This is a genomic window from Alicyclobacillus dauci (assembly GCF_026651605.1).
Classification (GTDB): domain Bacteria; phylum Bacillota; class Bacilli; order Alicyclobacillales; family Alicyclobacillaceae; genus Alicyclobacillus; species Alicyclobacillus dauci.
On record NZ_CP104064.1, the window covers coordinates 80,540 to 99,696 of the forward strand.

19 protein-coding genes and 2 pseudogenes are annotated in these 19,157 nt (G+C 49.7%); 15 read left to right on the forward strand and 6 right to left on the reverse strand.

Annotation, left to right across the window (positions count from 1 at the left end; genetic code table 11):
• The first annotated feature begins 5 nt into the window (after positions 1 to 5).
• The 8 genes and pseudogenes from NZD86_RS00365 to NZD86_RS00400 all read left to right on the forward strand — a co-directional run bounded on the left by NZD86_RS00365 (position 6) and on the right by NZD86_RS00400 (position 7,254).
• Positions 6 to 2,216, forward strand: coding sequence for a xanthine dehydrogenase family protein molybdopterin-binding subunit (locus tag NZD86_RS00365; protein ID WP_268044504.1), 2,211 nt, complete (start codon positions 6 to 8; stop codon positions 2,214 to 2,216).
• The gene (locus NZD86_RS00370; RefSeq protein WP_268044505.1) at positions 2,216 to 2,740 is read left to right on the forward strand and encodes a (2Fe-2S)-binding protein; all 525 of its coding nucleotides are present in this window, start codon (positions 2,216 to 2,218) and stop codon (positions 2,738 to 2,740) included. The genes NZD86_RS00365 and NZD86_RS00370 overlap by 1 nt, the downstream gene beginning before the upstream one ends.
• Positions 2,727 to 3,611 carry an FAD binding domain-containing protein gene (locus NZD86_RS00375; protein ID WP_268044507.1) on the forward strand — a complete coding sequence of 295 codons (885 nt, stop codon included), beginning with the start codon at positions 2,727 to 2,729 and terminating at the stop codon, positions 3,609 to 3,611. The genes NZD86_RS00370 and NZD86_RS00375 overlap by 14 nt, the downstream gene beginning before the upstream one ends.
• 43 nt (positions 3,612 to 3,654) lie before the next feature.
• Positions 3,655 to 4,056 (forward strand): SRPBCC family protein, encoded by a 402-nt coding sequence (locus NZD86_RS00380; protein WP_268044508.1) that lies wholly within the window; start codon positions 3,655 to 3,657, stop codon positions 4,054 to 4,056.
• 113 nt (positions 4,057 to 4,169) lie between these two features.
• Positions 4,170 to 4,469, forward strand: a complete 300-nt coding sequence (locus tag NZD86_RS00385; RefSeq protein WP_268044509.1) for a hypothetical protein — start codon at positions 4,170 to 4,172, stop codon at positions 4,467 to 4,469.
• 332 nt (positions 4,470 to 4,801) lie between these two features.
• Positions 4,802 to 5,688, forward strand: a pseudogene (locus tag NZD86_RS00390) (3-keto-5-aminohexanoate cleavage protein).
• 42 nt (positions 5,689 to 5,730) lie between these two features.
• Complete coding sequence (locus NZD86_RS00395; protein WP_268044510.1) at positions 5,731 to 6,726, forward strand: L-carnitine dehydrogenase; 996 nt, start codon at positions 5,731 to 5,733, stop codon at positions 6,724 to 6,726.
• A 57-nt stretch (positions 6,727 to 6,783) separates the two neighbouring features.
• On the forward strand, positions 6,784 to 7,254 hold the full coding sequence (locus NZD86_RS00400) for a thioesterase family protein (protein ID WP_268044512.1): 471 nt from the start codon (positions 6,784 to 6,786) through the stop codon (positions 7,252 to 7,254).
• 34 nt (positions 7,255 to 7,288) lie between these two features.
• Here NZD86_RS00400 and NZD86_RS24615 read toward each other — a convergent pair whose 3' ends face one another.
• Both NZD86_RS24615 and NZD86_RS24470 read right to left on the reverse strand, forming a co-directional pair.
• Positions 7,289 to 7,573 carry a hypothetical protein gene (locus NZD86_RS24615; protein ID WP_407655230.1) on the reverse strand — a complete coding sequence of 95 codons (285 nt, stop codon included), beginning with the start codon at positions 7,571 to 7,573 and terminating at the stop codon, positions 7,289 to 7,291.
• Positions 7,559 to 8,727 (reverse strand): annotated as a pseudogene (locus NZD86_RS24470) (sigma-54 interaction domain-containing protein); the annotation flags it as partial. The pseudogene NZD86_RS24470 and the gene NZD86_RS24615, both read right to left, overlap by 15 nt.
• A gap of 190 nt (positions 8,728 to 8,917) precedes the next feature.
• On the opposite strand from NZD86_RS24470, the gene NZD86_RS00410 reads away from it, so the two are divergent.
• Complete coding sequence (locus tag NZD86_RS00410; RefSeq protein ID WP_268044513.1) at positions 8,918 to 9,847, forward strand: glycine betaine ABC transporter substrate-binding protein; 930 nt, start codon at positions 8,918 to 8,920, stop codon at positions 9,845 to 9,847.
• 121 nt (positions 9,848 to 9,968) lie between these two features.
• Here NZD86_RS00410 and NZD86_RS00415 read toward each other — a convergent pair whose 3' ends face one another.
• Positions 9,969 to 10,841, reverse strand: coding sequence for a LysR family transcriptional regulator (locus tag NZD86_RS00415; protein ID WP_268044514.1), 873 nt, complete (start codon positions 10,839 to 10,841; stop codon positions 9,969 to 9,971).
• Between the two features lie 137 nt (positions 10,842 to 10,978).
• Between NZD86_RS00415 and NZD86_RS00420 the strand changes: the two genes are divergently transcribed.
• The 6 genes from NZD86_RS00420 (at position 10,979) to NZD86_RS00445 (ending at position 16,348) form a co-directional block, all read left to right on the forward strand.
• Positions 10,979 to 11,575, forward strand: a complete 597-nt coding sequence (locus NZD86_RS00420; protein WP_268044515.1) for a non-oxidative hydroxyarylic acid decarboxylases subunit B — start codon at positions 10,979 to 10,981, stop codon at positions 11,573 to 11,575.
• Entirely contained in the window at positions 11,565 to 12,986 is a 1,422-nt protein-coding gene (locus tag NZD86_RS00425) for a non-oxidative hydroxyarylic acid decarboxylases subunit C (protein WP_268044517.1), read from the forward strand. Before NZD86_RS00420 ends, NZD86_RS00425 begins: the two co-directional genes overlap by 11 nt.
• 18 nt (positions 12,987 to 13,004) lie before the next feature.
• Positions 13,005 to 13,232, forward strand: coding sequence for a non-oxidative hydroxyarylic acid decarboxylases subunit D (locus NZD86_RS00430; RefSeq protein WP_268044518.1), 228 nt, complete (start codon positions 13,005 to 13,007; stop codon positions 13,230 to 13,232).
• 16 nt (positions 13,233 to 13,248) lie between these two features.
• Positions 13,249 to 13,719: a pyridoxamine 5'-phosphate oxidase family protein gene (locus NZD86_RS00435; protein ID WP_268044519.1), complete on the forward strand. Its 471-nt coding sequence runs from the start codon at positions 13,249 to 13,251 to the stop codon at positions 13,717 to 13,719.
• Between the two features lie 145 nt (positions 13,720 to 13,864).
• Positions 13,865 to 15,343, forward strand: a complete 1,479-nt coding sequence (locus NZD86_RS00440) for an aldehyde dehydrogenase family protein (protein ID WP_268044520.1) — start codon at positions 13,865 to 13,867, stop codon at positions 15,341 to 15,343.
• A gap of 123 nt (positions 15,344 to 15,466) precedes the next feature.
• Positions 15,467 to 16,348, forward strand: a complete 882-nt coding sequence (locus tag NZD86_RS00445) for a methyl-accepting chemotaxis protein (protein ID WP_268044521.1) — start codon at positions 15,467 to 15,469, stop codon at positions 16,346 to 16,348.
• Positions 16,349 to 16,451: 103 nt separating this feature from the next.
• Here NZD86_RS00445 and NZD86_RS00450 read toward each other — a convergent pair whose 3' ends face one another.
• From NZD86_RS00450 to NZD86_RS00460, 3 genes are all read right to left on the reverse strand, one after another.
• Positions 16,452 to 17,138 (reverse strand): TraR/DksA C4-type zinc finger protein, encoded by a 687-nt coding sequence (locus NZD86_RS00450; RefSeq protein ID WP_268044522.1) that lies wholly within the window; start codon positions 17,136 to 17,138, stop codon positions 16,452 to 16,454.
• A gap of 212 nt (positions 17,139 to 17,350) precedes the next feature.
• Positions 17,351 to 18,241: a hydroxymethylglutaryl-CoA lyase gene (locus NZD86_RS00455; protein WP_268044523.1), complete on the reverse strand. Its 891-nt coding sequence runs from the start codon at positions 18,239 to 18,241 to the stop codon at positions 17,351 to 17,353.
• Between the two features lie 54 nt (positions 18,242 to 18,295).
• Complete coding sequence (locus NZD86_RS00460) at positions 18,296 to 18,973, reverse strand: GntR family transcriptional regulator (RefSeq protein ID WP_268044524.1); 678 nt, start codon at positions 18,971 to 18,973, stop codon at positions 18,296 to 18,298.
• Positions 18,974 to 19,157: the final 184 nt, after the last annotated feature.

Genomic DNA, 19,157 nt, shown 5'->3' on the forward strand with positions numbered 1-19,157 from the left:
TCATCTTGATTACGCAGACTCCACAAATTACCCGAGATTTAAGCAGAGTTGACGGACTTCTAAAGGTCCGCGGCGAAGCCCGTTACACCGACGACATCACACTGCCCGATATGCTCTACGGGGCGGTATTGCGCAGCCCTTATCCGCATGCCCGTATCGTATCGATCAACACTGAGGAAGCAAGCAATCTTCCAGGTGTACATGTGGTGCTCACTGGTCAAAACATCTCTTACGGGCTATTTGGCCGTGTGGTTCGGGATATTCCGGTTCTTGCAAAAGAGAAAGCTTTGTTTGTTGGCGATCGCGTCGCTGCGGTGGCGGCTATCTCAAGGGAAGTGGCTGAAGCCGCTATTGCGCTGATTGACGTAGAGTACGAACCTTTACCACCAGTCTTTGATGCGAGAGAGGCGCTCACTCCTGACGCCCCACTTGTCCACGAAGCTGCGTGGGCTTATCGAGGTGCGGTCACGCAGGAATCGGATCACGGGAACTTACAATCGCGCGTGACACTGCAAAATGGCGACGATGTTGCGGAGGCCTTGAAGCGATCGAAACACGTCTTTACGGAAACCTTTACAACACCCGCTCGCCATCAAGGATACCTGGAACCACATTCATGCATTGCGCGGGTTGACGGCGACGAGATCGAGATTTGGGCTCCGAATAAAGCGCCGTACCGATTGAGACAACAACTGGCTGATTGGCTAGCCATTGAAACTAGGCAGATTCGTATTCACCCTGTTTTTATTGGTGGGGACTTCGGTGGAAAAGGTTCACCAATGGAGATTCCGCTGACCATTGCGCTGGCTAAAGCGACGGAGTGCCCGGTGAAGCTCCGTATGTCATACGCAGAAGATTTGATGGCAGGCGATCCGAGACACTCTTCATCCGTCACGGTTTCGCTGGGGCTTGATGAGAACGGCCACTTTACTGCACTTGACGTGGATGCGGTGATGAACGGCGGCGCCTATGCAGGCTTCAAGCCAATGCCTGACGTCAATCTGATCGGCATACCGGACGCGGGTTCGGCGTACAACATTGCGTCAATTCGCGTTCAAAGTACCATCGCGTACACAAACACTGTACCTCGCGGCCATGCCAGAGCACCGGGGTCGGTGCAGGTGTACTTTCCTGTGGAAAGCGTGATCGATATGGCTGCACGAAAGTTAGGCATCGATCCGCTCTTTATCCGGGAACAAAATATGCTCCACGATGGGGATACATCGCCGCTGGGTGATCACTACGTCGAAATTCGCTCGCAGGAAACACTCCGGCGCGCGAAAGAAATGCTTGCTCAGGTACCTCTGCGACCTCTTCCAAAAGAAGGGGAATGGGTGCGAGGTACCGGGTACGCATTTTATCAAAGACCGACCCACGGTGGTGTGACCGAGATCGGCCTTGAGCCAACTGCTTCAGGAGATCTGGTTGTACATGTTCCATTTCCGGACCAGGGAGGGGGGCAATTCACGCTCGGACGCAATATCCTGGGACGACTTTTGGCGCTTCCGAACGAATACATCACGGTCGTACAGGATGAGACGAGTGTGTTCAAGATGGATACGGGCTGTGGTGGAAGCCGTGTCACCGTGACGGTCAGTGAGGCGTTTCACCGAGCTGGTGTTCAACTGTTAGAGCTACTTCAAACCGAATTTGATCTACCGAGGAATTATTCCGTAGAAGCGCTTCGTACTGCTCTGGCTTCGTTCAATCGGGCACGTGATGGCTCCTGGTTGCGTGTGAGCCATAATGCCAATGACATTGAGCACGTGACATCCTACAACATTACCATCGCAAGGGTCCGCGTTGATAAAGGAACAGGGCAGATCGTCGTGGAGGACATCATTGGTGCCTACGACGTCGCGAACATTATCAATCCAACCTCTCACCTGCTGCAACTTGAAGGTGGCGTGATTTTTGGCTTTGGCGAAGCGGTATTAGAGGATCTGGTCATCGAAGAAGGTCGGGTTACCCGCGCGGGTCTTGGCGAGTACAAACTTCCGTCCCAAGAGGACATTCCCCACGTCCATATCGGAGTCGTGGAAGGCGGGCGAGGCATTGGGGCAGAGAATGTCAAGGCGGTCGGGGAACTGTCCAATGTACCTGTTCCCGCTGCGATCGCGAATGCTATAGCCGATGCAGTCGGAGTTCGTATGTGCGATCTGCCGATAACCGCAGAAAAACTGTACTTTTCGCTTCGTGAGAAAGGAGATGCATGATGGTGGAAGAGATTGAACTTCATGTGAACGGGGAGCGTATCTCGGCCCGCGTGGAGACGGGACAACTTCTGCTGGATTTCTTGCGTGATCATCTGCATCTGACGGGGACCAAAGAAGCGTGTTCGATTGGAATTTGCGGACTTTGTACAGTTCTGGTCAATGGCAAATCCGTGAGTTCCTGTTTAATGCCCGCGGTATTTGCGAACGGTGCGCACGTGTTCACGGCCGAAGGTCTACAAGCGGTGATGGACAGAGACGTTATACCTGATGGATCCCCGGACCCTGGTTTGTGGAAAATCGTACAAGAAGCATTTGTGGAATGTGAAGGGCTCCAATGTGGGATTTGCACACCGGGGCAAGTGATGTCTGCGGTGTCCTTGCTCAATGAAAATTCGGATCCGACGGAAGAAGAAGTTCGCCACTTTATGGCTGGAAACCTGTGCAGATGTACTGGTTACCAATCTATTGTACGGGCGATTTTACTTGCTGCGAAGAGATGGAGGTCTGAACGTGCAATCGTTTGAGCTTATTCTCCCAAGCGATTTGGATGACGCTCTCAACGCCATTGAGCAGGAGTCAGACGCGATACTGTGGGGTGGGGGAGCTGCATCGACCATTCTGATGAAGCAAAACCTGTTGGCGCCCACCACTGTGATCGGACTGGAAAGGGTCTCTGAATTGTACGGAATCACAAGGCTAGAGGATGGCGGTGTTCGCATCGGAGCTATGGTCCGTCTTCGGGAAATCGAGCTTTCACCGCTATTGGCGGGTGTGCTTCCATGTCTCTCAGAAACCGCGCGAGTGATAGCCAACGTTCGCATCCGAAATGTAGCTACGCTGGGTGGACATCTGGTCCATGCCGATCCCGCTCAGGATCTGCCACCAATCCTACTGGCCCTTGATGCATCGGTGAAATTGCGGTCTAAGGCCGGCGAACGTATTGTTCCACTCACTGACTTTTTTGTGGACACCATGGAAACGGACATCCGCTCAAATGAAATTCTCGTCGAGGTGCTGATACCAAACGATGCCGTTGCCCGGGCATCGCGCTACGTAAAGTTCCGACCGCGCAGTCAGGACGATTATTGCACTGTTGGTGTCGCTGCGAGTCTTGCGTTTGAAGATGATGGCCGAACGATTCGTAGTGCTTCGCTTGCCGTTGGTGGGGCGGGCCCGACTGCGTCTCGGTACCAAGACGCGGAAGCCCGTCTGATTGGTTCAAGCGTGACAAAGGCTCTTCTCGATGAAGTTGCTGAGATCATTCATGAACAAGTTGAGCCCTGGGATGACGATCGCGGGAGTGAAACCTACAAGCGAGATATGGCCGCCGTCTGGACAAAACGAGTGCTGTCATCATTGGCCGGAGATGCCATAAGTGGAGGGACGTACGTATGAAATTTTCTTATACCATAGCACTAGAGACGAGTTTTGCTGACACATGGGAAAAAATGCAGGACACCATTGCCATGGTTCACGTATCCCGGGTGTCGAAGAAGCAACGGAGACGTCAGATGACCACTACGAAGTGAAAATTGTAACCAAGCTTGGTCCGATCTCGTTACGCTTCAAGGGTAACGCTGATCTCGCCATTAACCAGGAAGAACATACGATGGAAGCCGGTGTTTCGATGAGCGACTCCCGGTCGGGAAATGTATATGGGAAATTTAACATGGCGTTAGTTCCTGACGACGAAGGGAATCGGTCATCCCTTCAAATTGAAGCGGACCTGGTGATTGCCGGAAAACTTGGCGAACTCGCGCAACCTCTTATCAAGCGAAAGGCTGACCAGTTAGTTCGTGAATTTTCGACCAATATAACCCAGTATCTGCAAGCTGCATGAGGAAGAGCCAATCGTTTCTGATGAGATGTCTCGAGTGATGTTTACCGAAGCCATCCACAATGTAAAACGACGTGGTCAGTGCTGAAGATTGGATACGGGGGACGTCTAGGAACATGAGTATCAGTACGGTTTTTTCCAAGGACGATGTATCAACGATTGTCCACTTGCTTGCAAGTGGTGGGAAAGTCTGTGTGGCAGGGAGTGACCCTCGGTTAGTCAATGAACTTATTGAACAGGTTGGGCATATGGTTACCTGTGACCTAAACATCTCCAAGGGGCTCCAGGAACAAGCTTTGTCGAATATATGCTCTCTCGAGAATGGAAAAGGTCCGATTTCTAATAGCGAGATGACGTACCTTGTGAGAATATCGACAAACATAGTCATATCCGAAACGGGTGCAGCTTTGTCTTAGACGATAATTTTCTACGTAATACGGACAGAGGACAGAGTATGAACCAGCTTCGATAGAACGGGGCTGTCCCAAGGGTCATCTATGAGATGGCTGAGGGGTAGCCCTTGTTTAAGCAAAAATAAACCGCCTGAAATATTGAGGCATAGCAGTAATCAAACACCCGCCTTACACGCCCCAAACTCCCTCTCCCTCCGAACCATATCTGACTCAACATCACCTTTTATGTCCACGAAACTCTGTCCAAACCGCCGCGTCGTGCAGGACTTACCTCTTGGCACGAAACTTGCTTCGAAAAACTTCGAGCAAGTTTTTTGTTCTTGGAGGGTGGCAGCATGAACGACAAAGTGATTATCACCTGTGCGCTGACCGGTGCTGGGGATACGACGAAAAAGAGTGGCTACGTACCGGTTACACCGGAAGAGATTGCAAATTCTGCACGTGAGGCGGCGAAGGCCGGTGCAGCCATTGTCCATATTCACGTGCGTGACCCGAGAACCGGTGGTATCAGTCATGATCCGGCATTGTTTCGCGAAGTGGTAGAGCGCATACGCGCCTTTGACGAAGACATCGTGATCAATCTAACTGCTGGTGGCGGCGGAGACTGGCTTCCATCTGCTGCCGATCCGACTGTGGGCGGACCTGGTACGGATATGCAAACCCCGAGACAGAAGCATCAGCCAGTTGCTGAGTTGCTGCCGGAGATTTGTACGCTGGATTGCGGTAGCTACAACTACAGTGATTTGGTGTATATCAGTCCGACCGATTGGTTGAGAGAACAGGCGAAACTAATTCAGGCAGCCGGTGTGAAACCGGAGTTGGAGTGCTTCGATTTTGGCCATATTCGTTTTGCGAATCAATTGATGGCCGAGGGACTGATTGACGGGAATCCGCTGTTCCAGTTTTGCCTAGGGATTCCGTGGGGGGCGGATGCCGACGTGGAGACCGTTGTTCATATGCGCAGTAAATTACCGCTGCATGCGCATTGGGCAGCTTTTGCGCCAGGTAGATTACAGATCCCGATGGCGGTCCAGTCAGCTTTGCTCGGCGGTAATGTGCGAGTGGGACTAGAGGATAACCTGTATTTAAAAAAGGTGAATTGGCGACCAATGCTCAGCTCGTCGATAAAATTGTTGGGATCGTTCAAGGAGTCGGGTTGGAGCCGATGTCGCCAGCCGAAGCAAGGGAACATTTACAACTGAGAAATCCACATCTGGCGTAATCATGGCGAACTGCTGCGACTTTTGAAACGGAGTGAAGTTAAATGAAGAAAGCAACAAATTTGAATGTGCAAGCTGAGGAAACTCATCAAGTGCGGAAAATTGCGGTGGTGGGTACAGGCGTGATCGGCAGTGGATGGATTGCACGTTGCCTGGCTAACGGTTATGACGTGGTTGCAACCGATCCGGCCACAGGCGCTGAACAACGACTCCGCGCGTCGGTTGAACAAGCGTGGACGTCGCTGACGAAAGTTGGTTTGGCGGAAGGCGCATCACTACGGAGGTTGCGGTTTGACCCTGATTTGGCGAGTGCCGTTTCGGACGCGGATTTTATTCAGGAGAACGCCCCGGAGCGCGAGGATTTGAAGCGAAAGCTGCTGGCGAAGATCGATAAATCGGCGAAACCAAACGCCATCATTGCTTCAAGCACATCGGGGATAACACCGAGTACGTTGCAGTCGGATTGTGGCCGCCCTGAACGTGTGCTGGTCGGGCATCCGTTTAACCCTGTTTATCTCTTGCCGTTGGTTGAAATTGTCCCTGGTGAAGCGACGGATGTAGCAATCGTCGAGCGAGCCTCCGCATTTTATCAGTCGATTGGCATGCAATCGTTGTTGGTCCGTAAGGAAATAGAAGGGCATATCGCGGATAGATTGATGGAAGCGCTGTGGAGAGAGGCGTTGCACATCGTGAACGACGGGGTGGCGACAACGGCTGAGGTGGATGCAGCGATTGTCTATGGTGCTGGGTTGCGTTGGGCGCTCATGGGGCCATTTTTGACTTTCCACTTAGCTGGTGGCGAGCAAGGCATGAGGCACATGTTGGAGCAATTTGGACCAACGCTAAAACTCCCTTGGACACGTCTGGAAGCGCCAAAATTGACGGATGCGTTGCGCGAAGAAATTATCGCAGGTTGTGAAGCGCAAAGCGAAGGCCACTCAATTGAGCAGTTAGAGATACGACGCGATGATTTTCTCGTACGTCTATTAGCGCTTTTAAAGCCGTATTGGCCTGCGGCAAACCTCGATGGGCGTATGTAATGACGAGTCATGTCTGCGGGGGTGTCAACAACGCAGAAGAAAGCAGGGGTGGATAGTATGACGCAACAGCCGACGAAGGTCATGGAAGAAAGCGTACGTCCAGAGTGGGTGGACTACAATGGGCACATGAACGACGCGGCCTATGTGCAAGTGTTTAGTGCCGCGATCGATCAAGTCCTCCTGGACCTCGGGTTGGACGCCTCAATGCGCGAGAGATATCGTTTCACGATTTACACTTTGGAGAATCATATCTGTTATCTCCACGAATGTCACGAAGGAGAACGTATTCGGGTAACGGTACAGTTGATTCACCACGATGCAAAACGACTTCATTTGTTCTTAGTGATGGAAAATGAAGTGGGTACTCGCGTAGCCACGAGTGAACAGATGTTAATGGGTGTTTCTACTGATCGTGGCAAATCAGCTCCATTTCCTCAAGTCATTGCTGATAAGGTTGTCGAGAGAGCAAAGCGAGATGCAACATTGGTGCGTCCGGATGGCGTTGGTCGATCAATCAGTATTCGTTAGTGCCTGCGCGTAAAGTCACCCGCATTGCCAACGACTATGAAGGATTGTCTGCACTTGCGAGATACTTCCGAATCAATCTGGACGCGCGACTCTGGCTGATCTGCAATTCTCTTGCGACTTTTCTAGTGCTTTGGTGGCGCTGGTAGGAAGCGAGGATGAGTTCGCTTTCGATGTTCATGATGGCGTCACCTAATGATAAATCGGTGCGAAACAACGATTCAGTTGTTTCGGCGTCTTCATTTGCCGCCTCGTTTGAACAGGCGGTTGTCTCTACAATACCTGCAGGTAAATCGGTCGGTTGAATAACCGTGTCAGACATGATGGCAGCACGCTCGATGACATTCTGCAATTGACGAATGTTACCTGGCCAGTCGTATTGGCAAATGGCTTCAATACTCGCTTCCGAGATGGTCAGATGTTTGTCGTATTTTTGGTTGAACTGATAGAGAAATAATTGGATTAGTGGGATGACGTCGTCGGATCGTTCACGTAATGGCGGTATAGCCAGTTCAATTACGTTTAGTCGATAAAATAAGTCTTCACGAAATTGCCCTTGCTCGACCAAAATGGGCAAATTTTGATTTGTGGCAGCAATCACTCTGACATCAGCCGTTTTTTGTTGGAGTTCGCCAACTGGCGTAAACGTGCGATCTTGAACGAGTTGCAGCAACTTAGCCTGGGTTTTTAACGAGATTTCGCCTATCTCGTCGAGAAAAATAGTCCCACCTCCGCTGCTTCAATGAGGCCAATTTTGCCTCGCCGATTAGCTCCTGTAAATGCGCCAGGTGCGTACCCAAATAACTCTGATTCGAGTAACTCTTCTGGGATGGCCGCGCAATTGATGGTCAAAAAGGTGTTTTGTCGGCGTGGACTTACCTGGTGTATATAGTTAGCCAAAACCCCTTTTCCTGTCCCCGATTCGCCAGTGATGAGCACCGTGGAATCGACTTGTGCTGCCTTGTGTGCGACGTGCAACACATCCTGCATCTGCGGACTATGAACAATCATGCCAGCTCTTGTCGGTGGTTGTGATTGGACCGTAAGGTCGCCGCTCTTTTCAAGTTTAAATGCTTCTTGGCGATGGAATGGTCTAGCTGTGCTGACGACAAATTCGATATCACGATGTTTGTTGAGTACGGGAATCGCTGTGGTGATAAGTTCTGTGCCGGTACTGGTGATTTGCAGTTTGGTAACTGCTGACTTCGTTTTAAAGACTTCGCTGACTACGGAGGGACGCCAGTAACCTCGGGCGATAAAATCAGCATTTCGTTTGCCGATCACGTCAGCAGGTTTGAGTGCGTAGTGTCGTTCGCAGTTTTTATTGACATAAACGATTCGTTGATTTTTATCAACAACAAAGATTTCATCCGACGAATGGTCCAAAATACGTTCAAATGTTGCTCTGTCGATGTAGCGATCGTTTTTAGCTTGGATGGTCATGTGGGCCTCCTTTGCTAATAGCGAGTGGTTCATGACTCACTCGAGTCAATTTTAACTCAGATTGTCGCGGGCACACAAAAGGATAATCGTGTTTAAGTGCTCATATTGTAGGAAAGTTCACTCAACGCAACGTTGGCACGATTCTTGCTTATATCTTTAGGTGAGAGAACATGTCGTGCGTCCGCAATTGGGTCGTCAACAGATTATAGGAGGGGTTTTGTAGATGAGGAAATCGGTTATTGCTCTGTCGATGGTTTCCGCACTTGGATTGATCGTGAGTGGCTGCGGTACTGCAAGTCAAACAGCAAATCAGTCGTCGAACGGGACGAGTACAACAGGTGCCAATGGTAACGACACACAAACGACGAAGACGTCCGGTTCTAAAAAAATCTCAATCGCTTGGTTAGGATGGACGGAAGATGTCGCGGTGACACACTTGTGGAAAGATATTTTGGAGAGTCAGGGGTATCAAGTGAACCTGACACAGATGGATCTCGGTCCAATGTTCCTCGGATTATCACAAAACAACACAAGCATTTTCTTGGATGCATGGTTGCCTAGTGACAATCCCTATGTGAACAAGTACAAGTCTAATTTGACGAGTCTAGGCGTCTGGTACACAGGTGATAGCAATCAGGGGATCGCTGTTCCACAGTATATGAACAATATCAATACCATGGAGGATTTAAACAGCCACGCCAGTGAATTTCAAAATCGAATTGTCGGGATAGAACCGGGATCGGAAGAAGACAATGCGGTCAAGAAAATGATTTCGGTGTACGGCATGAACAATATGTCCCTTCAGGAGAGCAGTACGACAGCGATGTTATCTTCTCTGCAACACGCATATGAACAGCACCAGCCTATCGCAGTGGTCATGTGGACACCGCACTGGGCTTTTGTGAAATATCACTTAAAATTCATTAAAGACCCGAAAAAAATTCTTGCTGGACAATCGTCCATTACAATTGAAGCAAATAAAGAATGGGCACAAAGCAATCCACAGGTGGCAAAGTGGTTCCAGAACTTCAAACTGAATGCAAATCAATTGGCATCGTTGGAGGAGGCAGTGAAGGACCAGAGTGATCAGGACGCAGCGGCGAAGAAGTGGATTCAGAGCAACCAGGCGCTTGTAAACAGCTGGCTGAAATAGTATAGGGATTGGCTGAGGACGAACGGAATGGGGTCGCCCTTCTCTATCCTTTCGCATTCTTAAAGGGTAAGCCCTTGTGGCGTTACCTTCCAGTTCCCCTTACCTTTGTGCGTGAAAATGCTCACACAAGGTCAGTCAAAAACGCCCGTGCGGCGTTCGACAAATGCGCCCCAGTTTTCCACACAACCGTTGGCTCGTAAGACAAATCAGTTCCCTCAATCGGGATCTTGCGGAAGGTGTGCGCTGGAATCAAAGACAATACGGATTCCGGCACAATGGTCGCACCAAAACCGGAATGAACCAGCCGAAACAACATGGTTGAATCGTGGCATTCGCAAACGACATTTGGCGTGTCACTAAATCGGTGTAATTCGTCCACGATTCGATTGTAAATCCCGACGCCGTAAACGGGTCCAAGCAAGATGAGCGGCCGTTCTACGATTTCCTTCATATGAATAGGAGTTTGTTCGTCGTCAGTCCAATCCTGTGGTGTGACAAACACAAACGGAATAGGTTTCGTTCGATGTATGGTTACACCCTGCATCCTCACTGGGAAATTGGTGATTGCCACCTCGATGGCGCGGCTGTCCAGTAATTCCTGTAGTCGATCCGGCTCACCCTCCCAAACCTTAAACGTTAGCTGGGGGTGTGCGGCTCGCAAACTCATCACCCGATCCAGTAAAAAGGGTGCCGAGTACAGTGTGGTACCGATAGATAGTGTGCCGTTCACGCCACCCCCGAGTGTTTGAACCTCCACCACCATCTCGTCAAACATGCGCAAAAGGTCCACTGCTTTTTGATACAGTGCGCGGCCTTCCACTGTTAAGGTCATGCTCTTCTTGCCTCGTTCGAACAACGTTACACCAAGCTCTTGTTCCATTAGTTTGAGCTGCTGACTGAGCGGTGGCTGGGCAATATTCAGTCGTTTTGCAGCAGCCGTGATCTGGCCACTGTCCGCAATCGTGACAAAGTACTTCAATTGACGCAGATCCATTCCATGCTCTCCAATCTAACTATATGATTTTAGTATGATAAATAGATTTAATAGATATTTTTAATATCAATAGACTTATACTACACTTTTTTTGTAAGGAAAGGGAACACCATTGCATTTGGAAAGGAGGAGGGACCGTGAAAATCATTGTCGGTATAACCGGTGCGACAGGTGCGATATTCGGCATTCGAGCATTGGAGTTACTTAGGGAAGCTAGTGTGGAGACACATCTCGTCCTGTCGTCTTGGTCCAAATCGACGATTCAATACGAGACTTCATATTCCGTAGCGGATGTGGTTTCCATCGCGGATCACGTCTATTCGTATAAAGATCAAGCAGCGCCGATATCGAGCGGATCGTTTCGGGTGGATGGCATGGTCGTTGCCCCGTGCAGTATGAAAACGTTAGCTTCCATTCGCATGGGCCTGGCGGATAATCTGATTACCCGCGCTGCCGATGTGATGTTGAAGGAACGCAAAAAACTCATTCTACTTACGCGTGAAACTCCTCTGAGTACCATTCACCTCGAAAACATGCTGGTCCTTTCACAGATGGGCACGGTCATTTTTCCGCCAATGCCGGCGTTTTACAATCATCCAGAAACGCTTGACGACATGGTGAATCACATTCTGTACCGCGTCATGGACCAAATTGGGTTGCCACCCGAAGCGGCAAAACGATGGGAAGGTATGAAGAAACACACAGAAACTGGAGGGATAGACGATGGCATATAAGGATTTCCGAGACTTTCTTGACACGCTCAAAAAAGAAGGTCAGATCCTCACCATCGAAGATGAAGTGATGCCCGAGCCTGACCTCGGTTCAGCCGGACGTGCTATCAATAACGTCAGTGACAAGAGTCCTGCGTTATTGTTTACAAACATTCATGGTTACAACAACGCAAAGGTTGCGATGAACGTCATTGGCTCTTGGCCCAATCACGCACTGATGATGGGGTTGCCTAAGAATACGCCCGTTAAGGAGCAGTTTTTTGAGTTTGCGCGCCGGTGGGACAACTACCCAGTGCCTGTCGAACGGATGGACAGCGCGCCGTTCCAGGAAGTTGTGGTCAACGAGGACGTTAACCTGTTCGACATCCTGCCGCTGTTCCGTCTCAACCAATATGATGGCGGTTTCTATATCGACAAAGCGTGTGTCATTTCGCGCGATCCGTCCGATCCCGACAACTTCGGCAAACAAAACGTGGGTATTTATCGGATTCAGGTGAAGGGAAAAGATAGCCTAGGAATTCAACCGGTACCACAGCACGACATTGCCATCCACTTCCGTCTGGCAGAAGAACGCGGTGAAAACCTGCCAGTTGCCCTGGCCATCGGCTGTGAGCCGGTCATTACCACGATGGCGGGAGCTCCTATCGGATACGACCAATCAGAGTACGAAATGGCGGGCGCGATACAGGGCGAACCGTACAAGGTGTTTACACTGCCAGGGACCAACCTCGATGTTCCGTGGGGTGCCGAAGTCATCCTCGAAGGTGAAATCTTAGCAGGTGTTCGCGAGTTCGAGGGCCCATTCGGTGAGTTCACTGGTCACTATTCTGGCGGACGTCGCATGCCGGAGATTCGCATCAAGCGCGTTTACCATCGCAAAAACCCTATCTTCGAACACTTATATATCGGCATGCCTTGGACCGAGACTGACTACATGGTGGGTGTGAATACATGTGTGCCGATCTACCAGCAGCTGAAGGAAGCTTTTCCGAACGAGATCGTGGCTGTGAATGCAATGTACACGCACGGACTGGTGGCCATCGTCTCGACGAAGAAGCGGTACGGCGGCTTTGCCAAAGCGGTCGGCATGCGTACACTGACGACGCCGCACGGACTTGGTTACTGCAAACTGGTCATTGTTGTCGACGAAACGGTCGATCCGTTCAACCTACCGCAAGTTATGTGGGCGCTGTCGACCAAGATGCACCCGGCACACGACGTCATCATTTTGCCGGATATGTCGGTGATGCCGCTTGATCCCGGTGCCAATCCTCCCGGCATTACACACAAGATGATTCTCGATGCAACGACACCTGTTGCCCCAGAAACTCGAGGGCACTATTCACAGCCTCTTGATTCACCAGTGGCTACAGAAAAATGGGAAAAGATTTTTCAAGACTTGTTGAAGAACTAATTGAGGAGGATGATTTTCATGACGACTTGCCCGCGATGTGATTCGACCGAAGCTCAGATGGTTGCGGAATCCCCTGTCAAAGGCGCATGGACTGTGTACTCCTGCCCGGTGTGTTTCTATACATGGCGCTCGACCGAGGATGAGAAATTCACGGACCCAGCTAAGTACGAACCGGCCTTCAAGGTAAGACAGGAGGACATCCCGAACGCCACTGTGGTTCCGGCTATTGCGCAGCGGATTAAGTAACAAGGAGGGCCTAACTTTGTTCGGAAACCTGAGTGAACTACCGGACAGCCTGTTCGAGTTTTTTAGCGGTAACGATCTCCCCAGTAAACAACACGAAGCGATGATGCTGCTGACGGTAACTGAAGATCTCTGGCCCCACTCTGCTATGGTGAGCGTTGGGGAGATCGTTGCCGTCGACAGGCAGCACCTTCGCATCATGATGTGGCCCGGAACCACGACGACAACCAATCTACTAAGAACAGGACGGGCGACGCTTGTAGTCGTTCACGGCGGAAAAGTTTACTATGCTTGGCTTTCCGTTGAGGCTTTGCCGCAACGCCAGACGGCCAACAATAACCTCACGCGCTTCAGTGCGACGATTGAGGGTATTCGAGAAGATGTAGCAAAGTATGCAGACATCATGAGTGGAGTCCAGATCCAACTGAAGGATCAAGACGACGTCCTCACTCGCTGGAAGCGGACTGTCGAGGATGCACTGATCGACTGACATATTCGTACGTCCGGTCGGCATGTTTTTTACTTAAAATGTGTTACTTTATAAATGTAAATGATATAATTATAGTTAGCGATGTGTGTCATCACCTTGCTAACTGATTAACTAGCAATTTCATTTTTGAAAGAAGGTATCATACATGGCTACTGAGCCCGTAATTGTACATGCCATCATCAATGGTGAAAAGGCTAATACGCCAAAGCAATATCCTCGTGAGAATCCAACGAATCCTGAGGAAATAGTCGGCTACGGCCCCACGAATACCCGGGAAGACGCAATCCGTGCTATTGAAGCCGCAGCTGCGGCATTCCCAGCGTGGGCAGCAACGCCGATTGACGAGCGGATCGCGCGGATGGAACGCGCCATAGAAAAGATCAGAGCTGCAATACCGGAGCTTGCACCACTTCTTTCTCGTGAGCACGGAAAGCCCCTGTATGACGCTCAAGGAGAGTTTTTCGTCACACTTGCGTGGATGGAATATGCTTGTAAGACCGCGAAAGATGTTCTTCAGGACAAAGTGATGGACACTGCGGATGGCAAGACCATCATCGCACATGATCCATTGGGTGTTGTCTCCGCCATTACACCTTGGAACTACCCGCTGTCTCTGTCCAGCATCAAGATAGCTCCTGCACTGTTGGCAGGAAATACAATGGTTCTCAAGCCCAGCCCGTTTGCACCGCTCACTGTCAGCAAGATGGTTGAGATCATCGCTGCGGAGTTCCCGGCAGGTGTGCTCAACATGGTCCACGGTGACGCGGATGTGGGTGTGGAACTCACATCGAACCCACTCATTGCGAAGATCGCTTTCACGGGTGGCACAAAGACCGCGAAGCACATCATGAAAGCTGCCGCTGATACGATTAAGAACATGACGCTGGAGTTAGGTGGTAATGACGCGGCGGTTATTCTTTCTGACTTTGATGTGAATGACGATCGCGCCATGCGCCGCCTCGTAATTTCCAACTTCCTTACAGCGGGACAAATCTGCATGATCGCCAAGCGGGTTTATGTACATCGTTCCATTTACGACAAATTCGTCGAGAAGTATATTGAGGCAGCCAACAAGTGGATTCGCGTAGGCGATCCGTTTAACCCGAATGTCACGATTGGGCCGGTAAACAACCCTGGTCAAGTTAAATTTGTACAAGGTTTAATTGATGATGCACAGAGCCGCGGCGCGGAAGTGATCAAGCTCGGTCAAGTACTGGACCCTGATGCGTTTGCTAAAGGATACTTCATGCAACCAACTTTGGTCCTGGGTGCAGACTACAATGACCGTATTGTTGTTGAAGAACAGTTTGGCCCAACGGTTCCTGTTTTGCCTTTTGATGACGACGAACAAGCCATCAACTTGGTCAATGACAGCATCTACGGTCTGACGAGTTCTGTTTGGGGTGAGGAAGAGCACGCGATTCGTGTCGCTCGCCGCATCCAGGCCGGAACGACAATGATCAACACAGCGGCTGTACAGGGACTAGATGTACGATTCCCATTTGGCGGTGTCAAGCAGTCAGGTGTGGGCCGTGAATACGGTGCAGAAGGCCTTCTTGCTTACGTTGACTTACACGTGATCAACATGCCCAAGGTCGGGGAACTGCCGAACATTCCAGAGTAATCATGTCAAATTGTTAAAGGGGGCGCTCAGCCCCCTTTTTTAATTGAGTAATTTATTGATGTATATAATATAATAGGTATTATTTGTATACCTAAATCATAATACATAGTAAGGAGACATACCATGGTGGGTCATTATTCGGAAACGAATGCACAGTCTGAATTGCATCCGTCAATTGAGACTTTAGTGCGACTTGCACCGCTACTAGGGGAAATATTCCCTGACGATGTAACCATTGGTGTCTGTGACCTGGACACACTTTGGGGGACGATTCCAGGGAAAACTTTTTCTCTTGGATTGGCTCCGGGATATCAGTTAGTCCCTGGAGACGGAATGTACGAGGCTGTACATTATGGTAAGCCAACTAAAACATATGTACCCAAAGAGGTATTCGGTGTTCCCATCCTAGCGTGCACGATTCCAGTTCATGATAAAAATGGCGAAGTGATCGGAGCGATTGGCGCTGGGGCAAGCATGCAAAGGTACGATCATCTGTCTTCCATCGCCTCAACTTTATCAACTGGAGTGCAACAAATTAGTGCGACCATCCAAGAACTAGCAGCATCCATCAATATCTTATCCAACAAGACGTCCGACATCTCTGTCCAGTCAAACGAAGTTCTCAAAACCATTAAAGACATTGAGCAAATCTCGGATACAGTTCGAAACATATCTGACACAAGCAGATTTTTGGGTTTTAACGCATCAATTGAAGCCGCGAGTGCGGGTGAATTCGGCAAAGGCTTTTCAATTATTGCACATGAAGTGCGAAAATTAGCCGATGATTCAAAGAACCAAACAGATATCATCTATAAGACTGTATCTACAGTTGAGCAGTTGGTCTATAGGTTGTCTCAGTCAATATTGACGGTTAGTCAAGAGACTGAAAGTCAGTCGGCAGCAACGGAGCAATTAGCTGCTGCTATTCAAGATTTGAGTCGAAGTGCGAATGAACTAGCACAACACGCTGAGAGGATTGTCTCAGGAGAACAGGAGTACGAATAGCTATCCAGAAAGAGGACACATTGTACTTTGTCCTCTTTCTGCGTATCTGTATAAACTGCATTGAGCGGGTCATCATGACTACCATCAGATCTCCATCGTGCTTTCAAATTGGCGTGGGGCGATACGTTGGCGACGGAGGCAACTGGTCTTTGTACTCCTCATTTGAGATGCCATCCATGACATCCACTAGGCCTTCGTCATCATCGAGGTCGTCCTCGTCCAAGTCGTCATTGATGTCGACGTTGCCGGTACCGATATTATATCGGGCCACGTCCTGATAAGCGTCTTCCGCATCGTAGCCGGTGTATTCATCTCGGATTCCGTCGTAGTTATATTGCCCAAACCCGGGCGACAGCACTTCTTCCTCTTTTGGCCGGTTGCGAAGTTTGACAATTTCTTCGTCCCGGGCTTGACAATCAATGCACAGACGTGCCGTTGGCATCGCAGTCAGGCGTTCGAGCCCAATGTCACGTCCACAGTCTTCGCAGGTACCGTATGTCCCTTTATCGAAGGCCCGGAGTGCAAGCTCGATGTCCTCTAAATGAGCCTCGTCGCGGATGCGTTGACCAACGTCCTGAGATCGCAAGAAGATCTCACTTCCCAGATCCGCTGGATGATTGTCATACATCGACAACTCCGAAAACTGATCTCGCATACTCTCTTCTAGCCGATCTCCCTCAGCATTCTTCAGCCGCTCGAGTACATCTTCCTTTTGCTTTTCGAGTACCGCACGTAGTTCCTCATAATTCACATCCGACACAACCCTTCCACTGGCATTTATGTCGATCACGCCGGGCTAATTCAACCTAGAAATACCTCTGTAGTCTAAGTCGATTCGATTTAGCTAATACCGGTATGTGAATTCCAAAATTAGGTTTTCTCCACTTCAATGAAAGCGCTACTTAGCTTTGAGACAAATTGTTGCACTTCATGCGGATGTTGACAGATGGATGAGGAAACTTGGGTTGGGAGCTTCCGTCGATTGTTGATCGTCACACCGGATTAATGCTTTACCAGTCCCGCTTTTATTAGCATGCCATCTAAAATATGCCCGATAGGTTCTTCAATCCACTTTGCAGTTTCAATCAGTCCACTCAATTCTATACCTGTATCCAATCCCATTTCTTCAAACATGTTCACCAAATCCTCAGTGCAGACATTACCAACTGCTTTTGGTGCAAAGGGGCACCCTCCGAGTCCTGCGATGGACGCATCAAACCGTCTAACGCCAGACAAGTATCCTGCATACGCGTTCGCTATCCCGAGGCCACGGGTGTTGTGAAAGTGCAGTCCGAGAGGAATTTCGCTGCCAAAGCTACGAATAAATTCACGAACGTAGAGACTGACTTGTTCTGGGTTAGCAACCCCCACAGTGTCGGCTAGCGTGATTTCGGTACAGCCAGCTTCAATAAATTTTTCGGCGATGCCGAACACGTTTTGGAGTGGAACATCACCTTCGAAAGGGCAGCCGAATGCTGTGCCAAGACAAACAACAACAGGTTTCCCGGCTGAGCGAATGTCAGTAACCATTTTCGTGATTTCCTCAACTGATTCTGCTACGGATCGCCGGGCGTTTTTTTGGTTAAATGTATCGCTAGTTGCCATTGCAATGTGGATGACGTCCAAGTTGGTTTTCATCGCTCTCTCCAGCCCGGAGCGACTGAGTACAAGTCCGGCATATAAGACATTGTTGTTGCGTGGGGCACGGAGTAGGACCTCTTCCGCATCGGCCATTTGGGGAATGACCTTGGGATTAACGAAAGAGACAGCCTCGATTTTTTTGATTCCACTCCCCACCAACCGCTCCAACAGATCGACCTTCTGTTCCGTGGGAATAATCTTCTTTTCGTTTTGCAGTCCGTCACGGGGCCCTACTTCGGTGATATGAATCATTGTGTATCCCTCCAACTTAACTTGCCCTATGTGGTGGTTTGTTTCTTACCGAGTTCACTTTACTGTTGTCACATTTGCCATGTCAGACCCTACATCTTCGATATGGGATAGCACGTGGTCGCGCCCTTTATAAATATGGGCGCACATTGTAGACCGTGCCCATTCAGGGTCTCTGGCCACGATGGCCTTCAAGATTTGCTTATGCGCTTCAAGAGAAGCCTGTATTTCCTGCAGGCTATACCAGTAGAAAGAACGGAACACGAGAGGAAGCACAATTACTTTGCTCATCATGAAAAGAAGGTGGGGGTTGTTAGCACTCTCGTGGACGGCATCATGGAATACCTTGTTGTTTTCAACAATGCTTTCAAGGGCCTCCCGACTCTTGCCAAAAGCATCAATAGCGCGCTCGTACGACTTAGTTGCTTCGTTCATCCGAGCAATGTGCTCTTCCGTACGAAGTAGGGCTGCGTGAGTAGCTGCATACCCTTCCAAAAGGGCTCGCAGGTCATATATCTGTCGAACATCGTCAGCACGAAATGTTCGCACGATCACTCCACGCCTCAGAGAACTGACTAAACCGTCCGCTTCAAGCTTTTTGATGGCTTCGCGGATAGGGGTACGGCTGATCTGCAGCTCTGCTGAAAGAAACTCTTCGGTGAGTCTCTGACCGGGTTGGTAGTTGCCTTGAATAATGGCTGTTCGAATGGATTCATATGCGTCGATTTGAATCACCCCTCAGTACTTTGTATGCAATTTAACAGATGCTTTACGCTTATTGGATATTACAAACCGTCTGTTTTTCCTTATGTATAAACGGTTTTTTCAACAAGGTAGAATATTCTAAAATTAATTGTAATTTGAGTATTGCATACAATTGTTCGTAGTGCCATCATTATGCCACAGACAAATTCACAAC

What these genes read in the sequence shown, in the direction of transcription:
- NZD86_RS00370 (WP_268044505.1), top strand. Translation starts at nt 2,216, where the DNA reads ATGGTGGAAGAGATTGAACTTCATGTGAACGGGGAGCGTATCTCGGCC.
- NZD86_RS00380 (WP_268044508.1), top strand. Translation starts at nt 3,655, where the DNA reads ATGGGAAAAAATGCAGGACACCATTGCCATGGTTCACGTATCCCGGGT.
- NZD86_RS00385 (WP_268044509.1), top strand. Translation starts at nt 4,170, where the DNA reads ATGAGTATCAGTACGGTTTTTTCCAAGGACGATGTATCAACGATTGTC.
- NZD86_RS00395 (WP_268044510.1), top strand. Translation starts at nt 5,731, where the DNA reads ATGAAGAAAGCAACAAATTTGAATGTGCAAGCTGAGGAAACTCATCAA.
- NZD86_RS00400 (WP_268044512.1), top strand. Translation starts at nt 6,784, where the DNA reads ATGACGCAACAGCCGACGAAGGTCATGGAAGAAAGCGTACGTCCAGAG.
- NZD86_RS24615 (WP_407655230.1), bottom strand. Translation starts at nt 7,573, where the DNA reads ATGTCTGACACGGTTATTCAACCGACCGATTTACCTGCAGGTATTGTA.
- NZD86_RS00410 (WP_268044513.1), top strand. Translation starts at nt 8,918, where the DNA reads ATGAGGAAATCGGTTATTGCTCTGTCGATGGTTTCCGCACTTGGATTG.
- NZD86_RS00415 (WP_268044514.1), bottom strand. Translation starts at nt 10,841, where the DNA reads ATGGATCTGCGTCAATTGAAGTACTTTGTCACGATTGCGGACAGTGGC.
- NZD86_RS00425 (WP_268044517.1), top strand. Translation starts at nt 11,565, where the DNA reads ATGGCATATAAGGATTTCCGAGACTTTCTTGACACGCTCAAAAAAGAA.
- NZD86_RS00430 (WP_268044518.1), top strand. Translation starts at nt 13,005, where the DNA reads ATGACGACTTGCCCGCGATGTGATTCGACCGAAGCTCAGATGGTTGCG.
- NZD86_RS00440 (WP_268044520.1), top strand. Translation starts at nt 13,865, where the DNA reads ATGGCTACTGAGCCCGTAATTGTACATGCCATCATCAATGGTGAAAAG.
- NZD86_RS00445 (WP_268044521.1), top strand. Translation starts at nt 15,467, where the DNA reads ATGGTGGGTCATTATTCGGAAACGAATGCACAGTCTGAATTGCATCCG.
- NZD86_RS00455 (WP_268044523.1), bottom strand. Translation starts at nt 18,241, where the DNA reads ATGATTCATATCACCGAAGTAGGGCCCCGTGACGGACTGCAAAACGAA.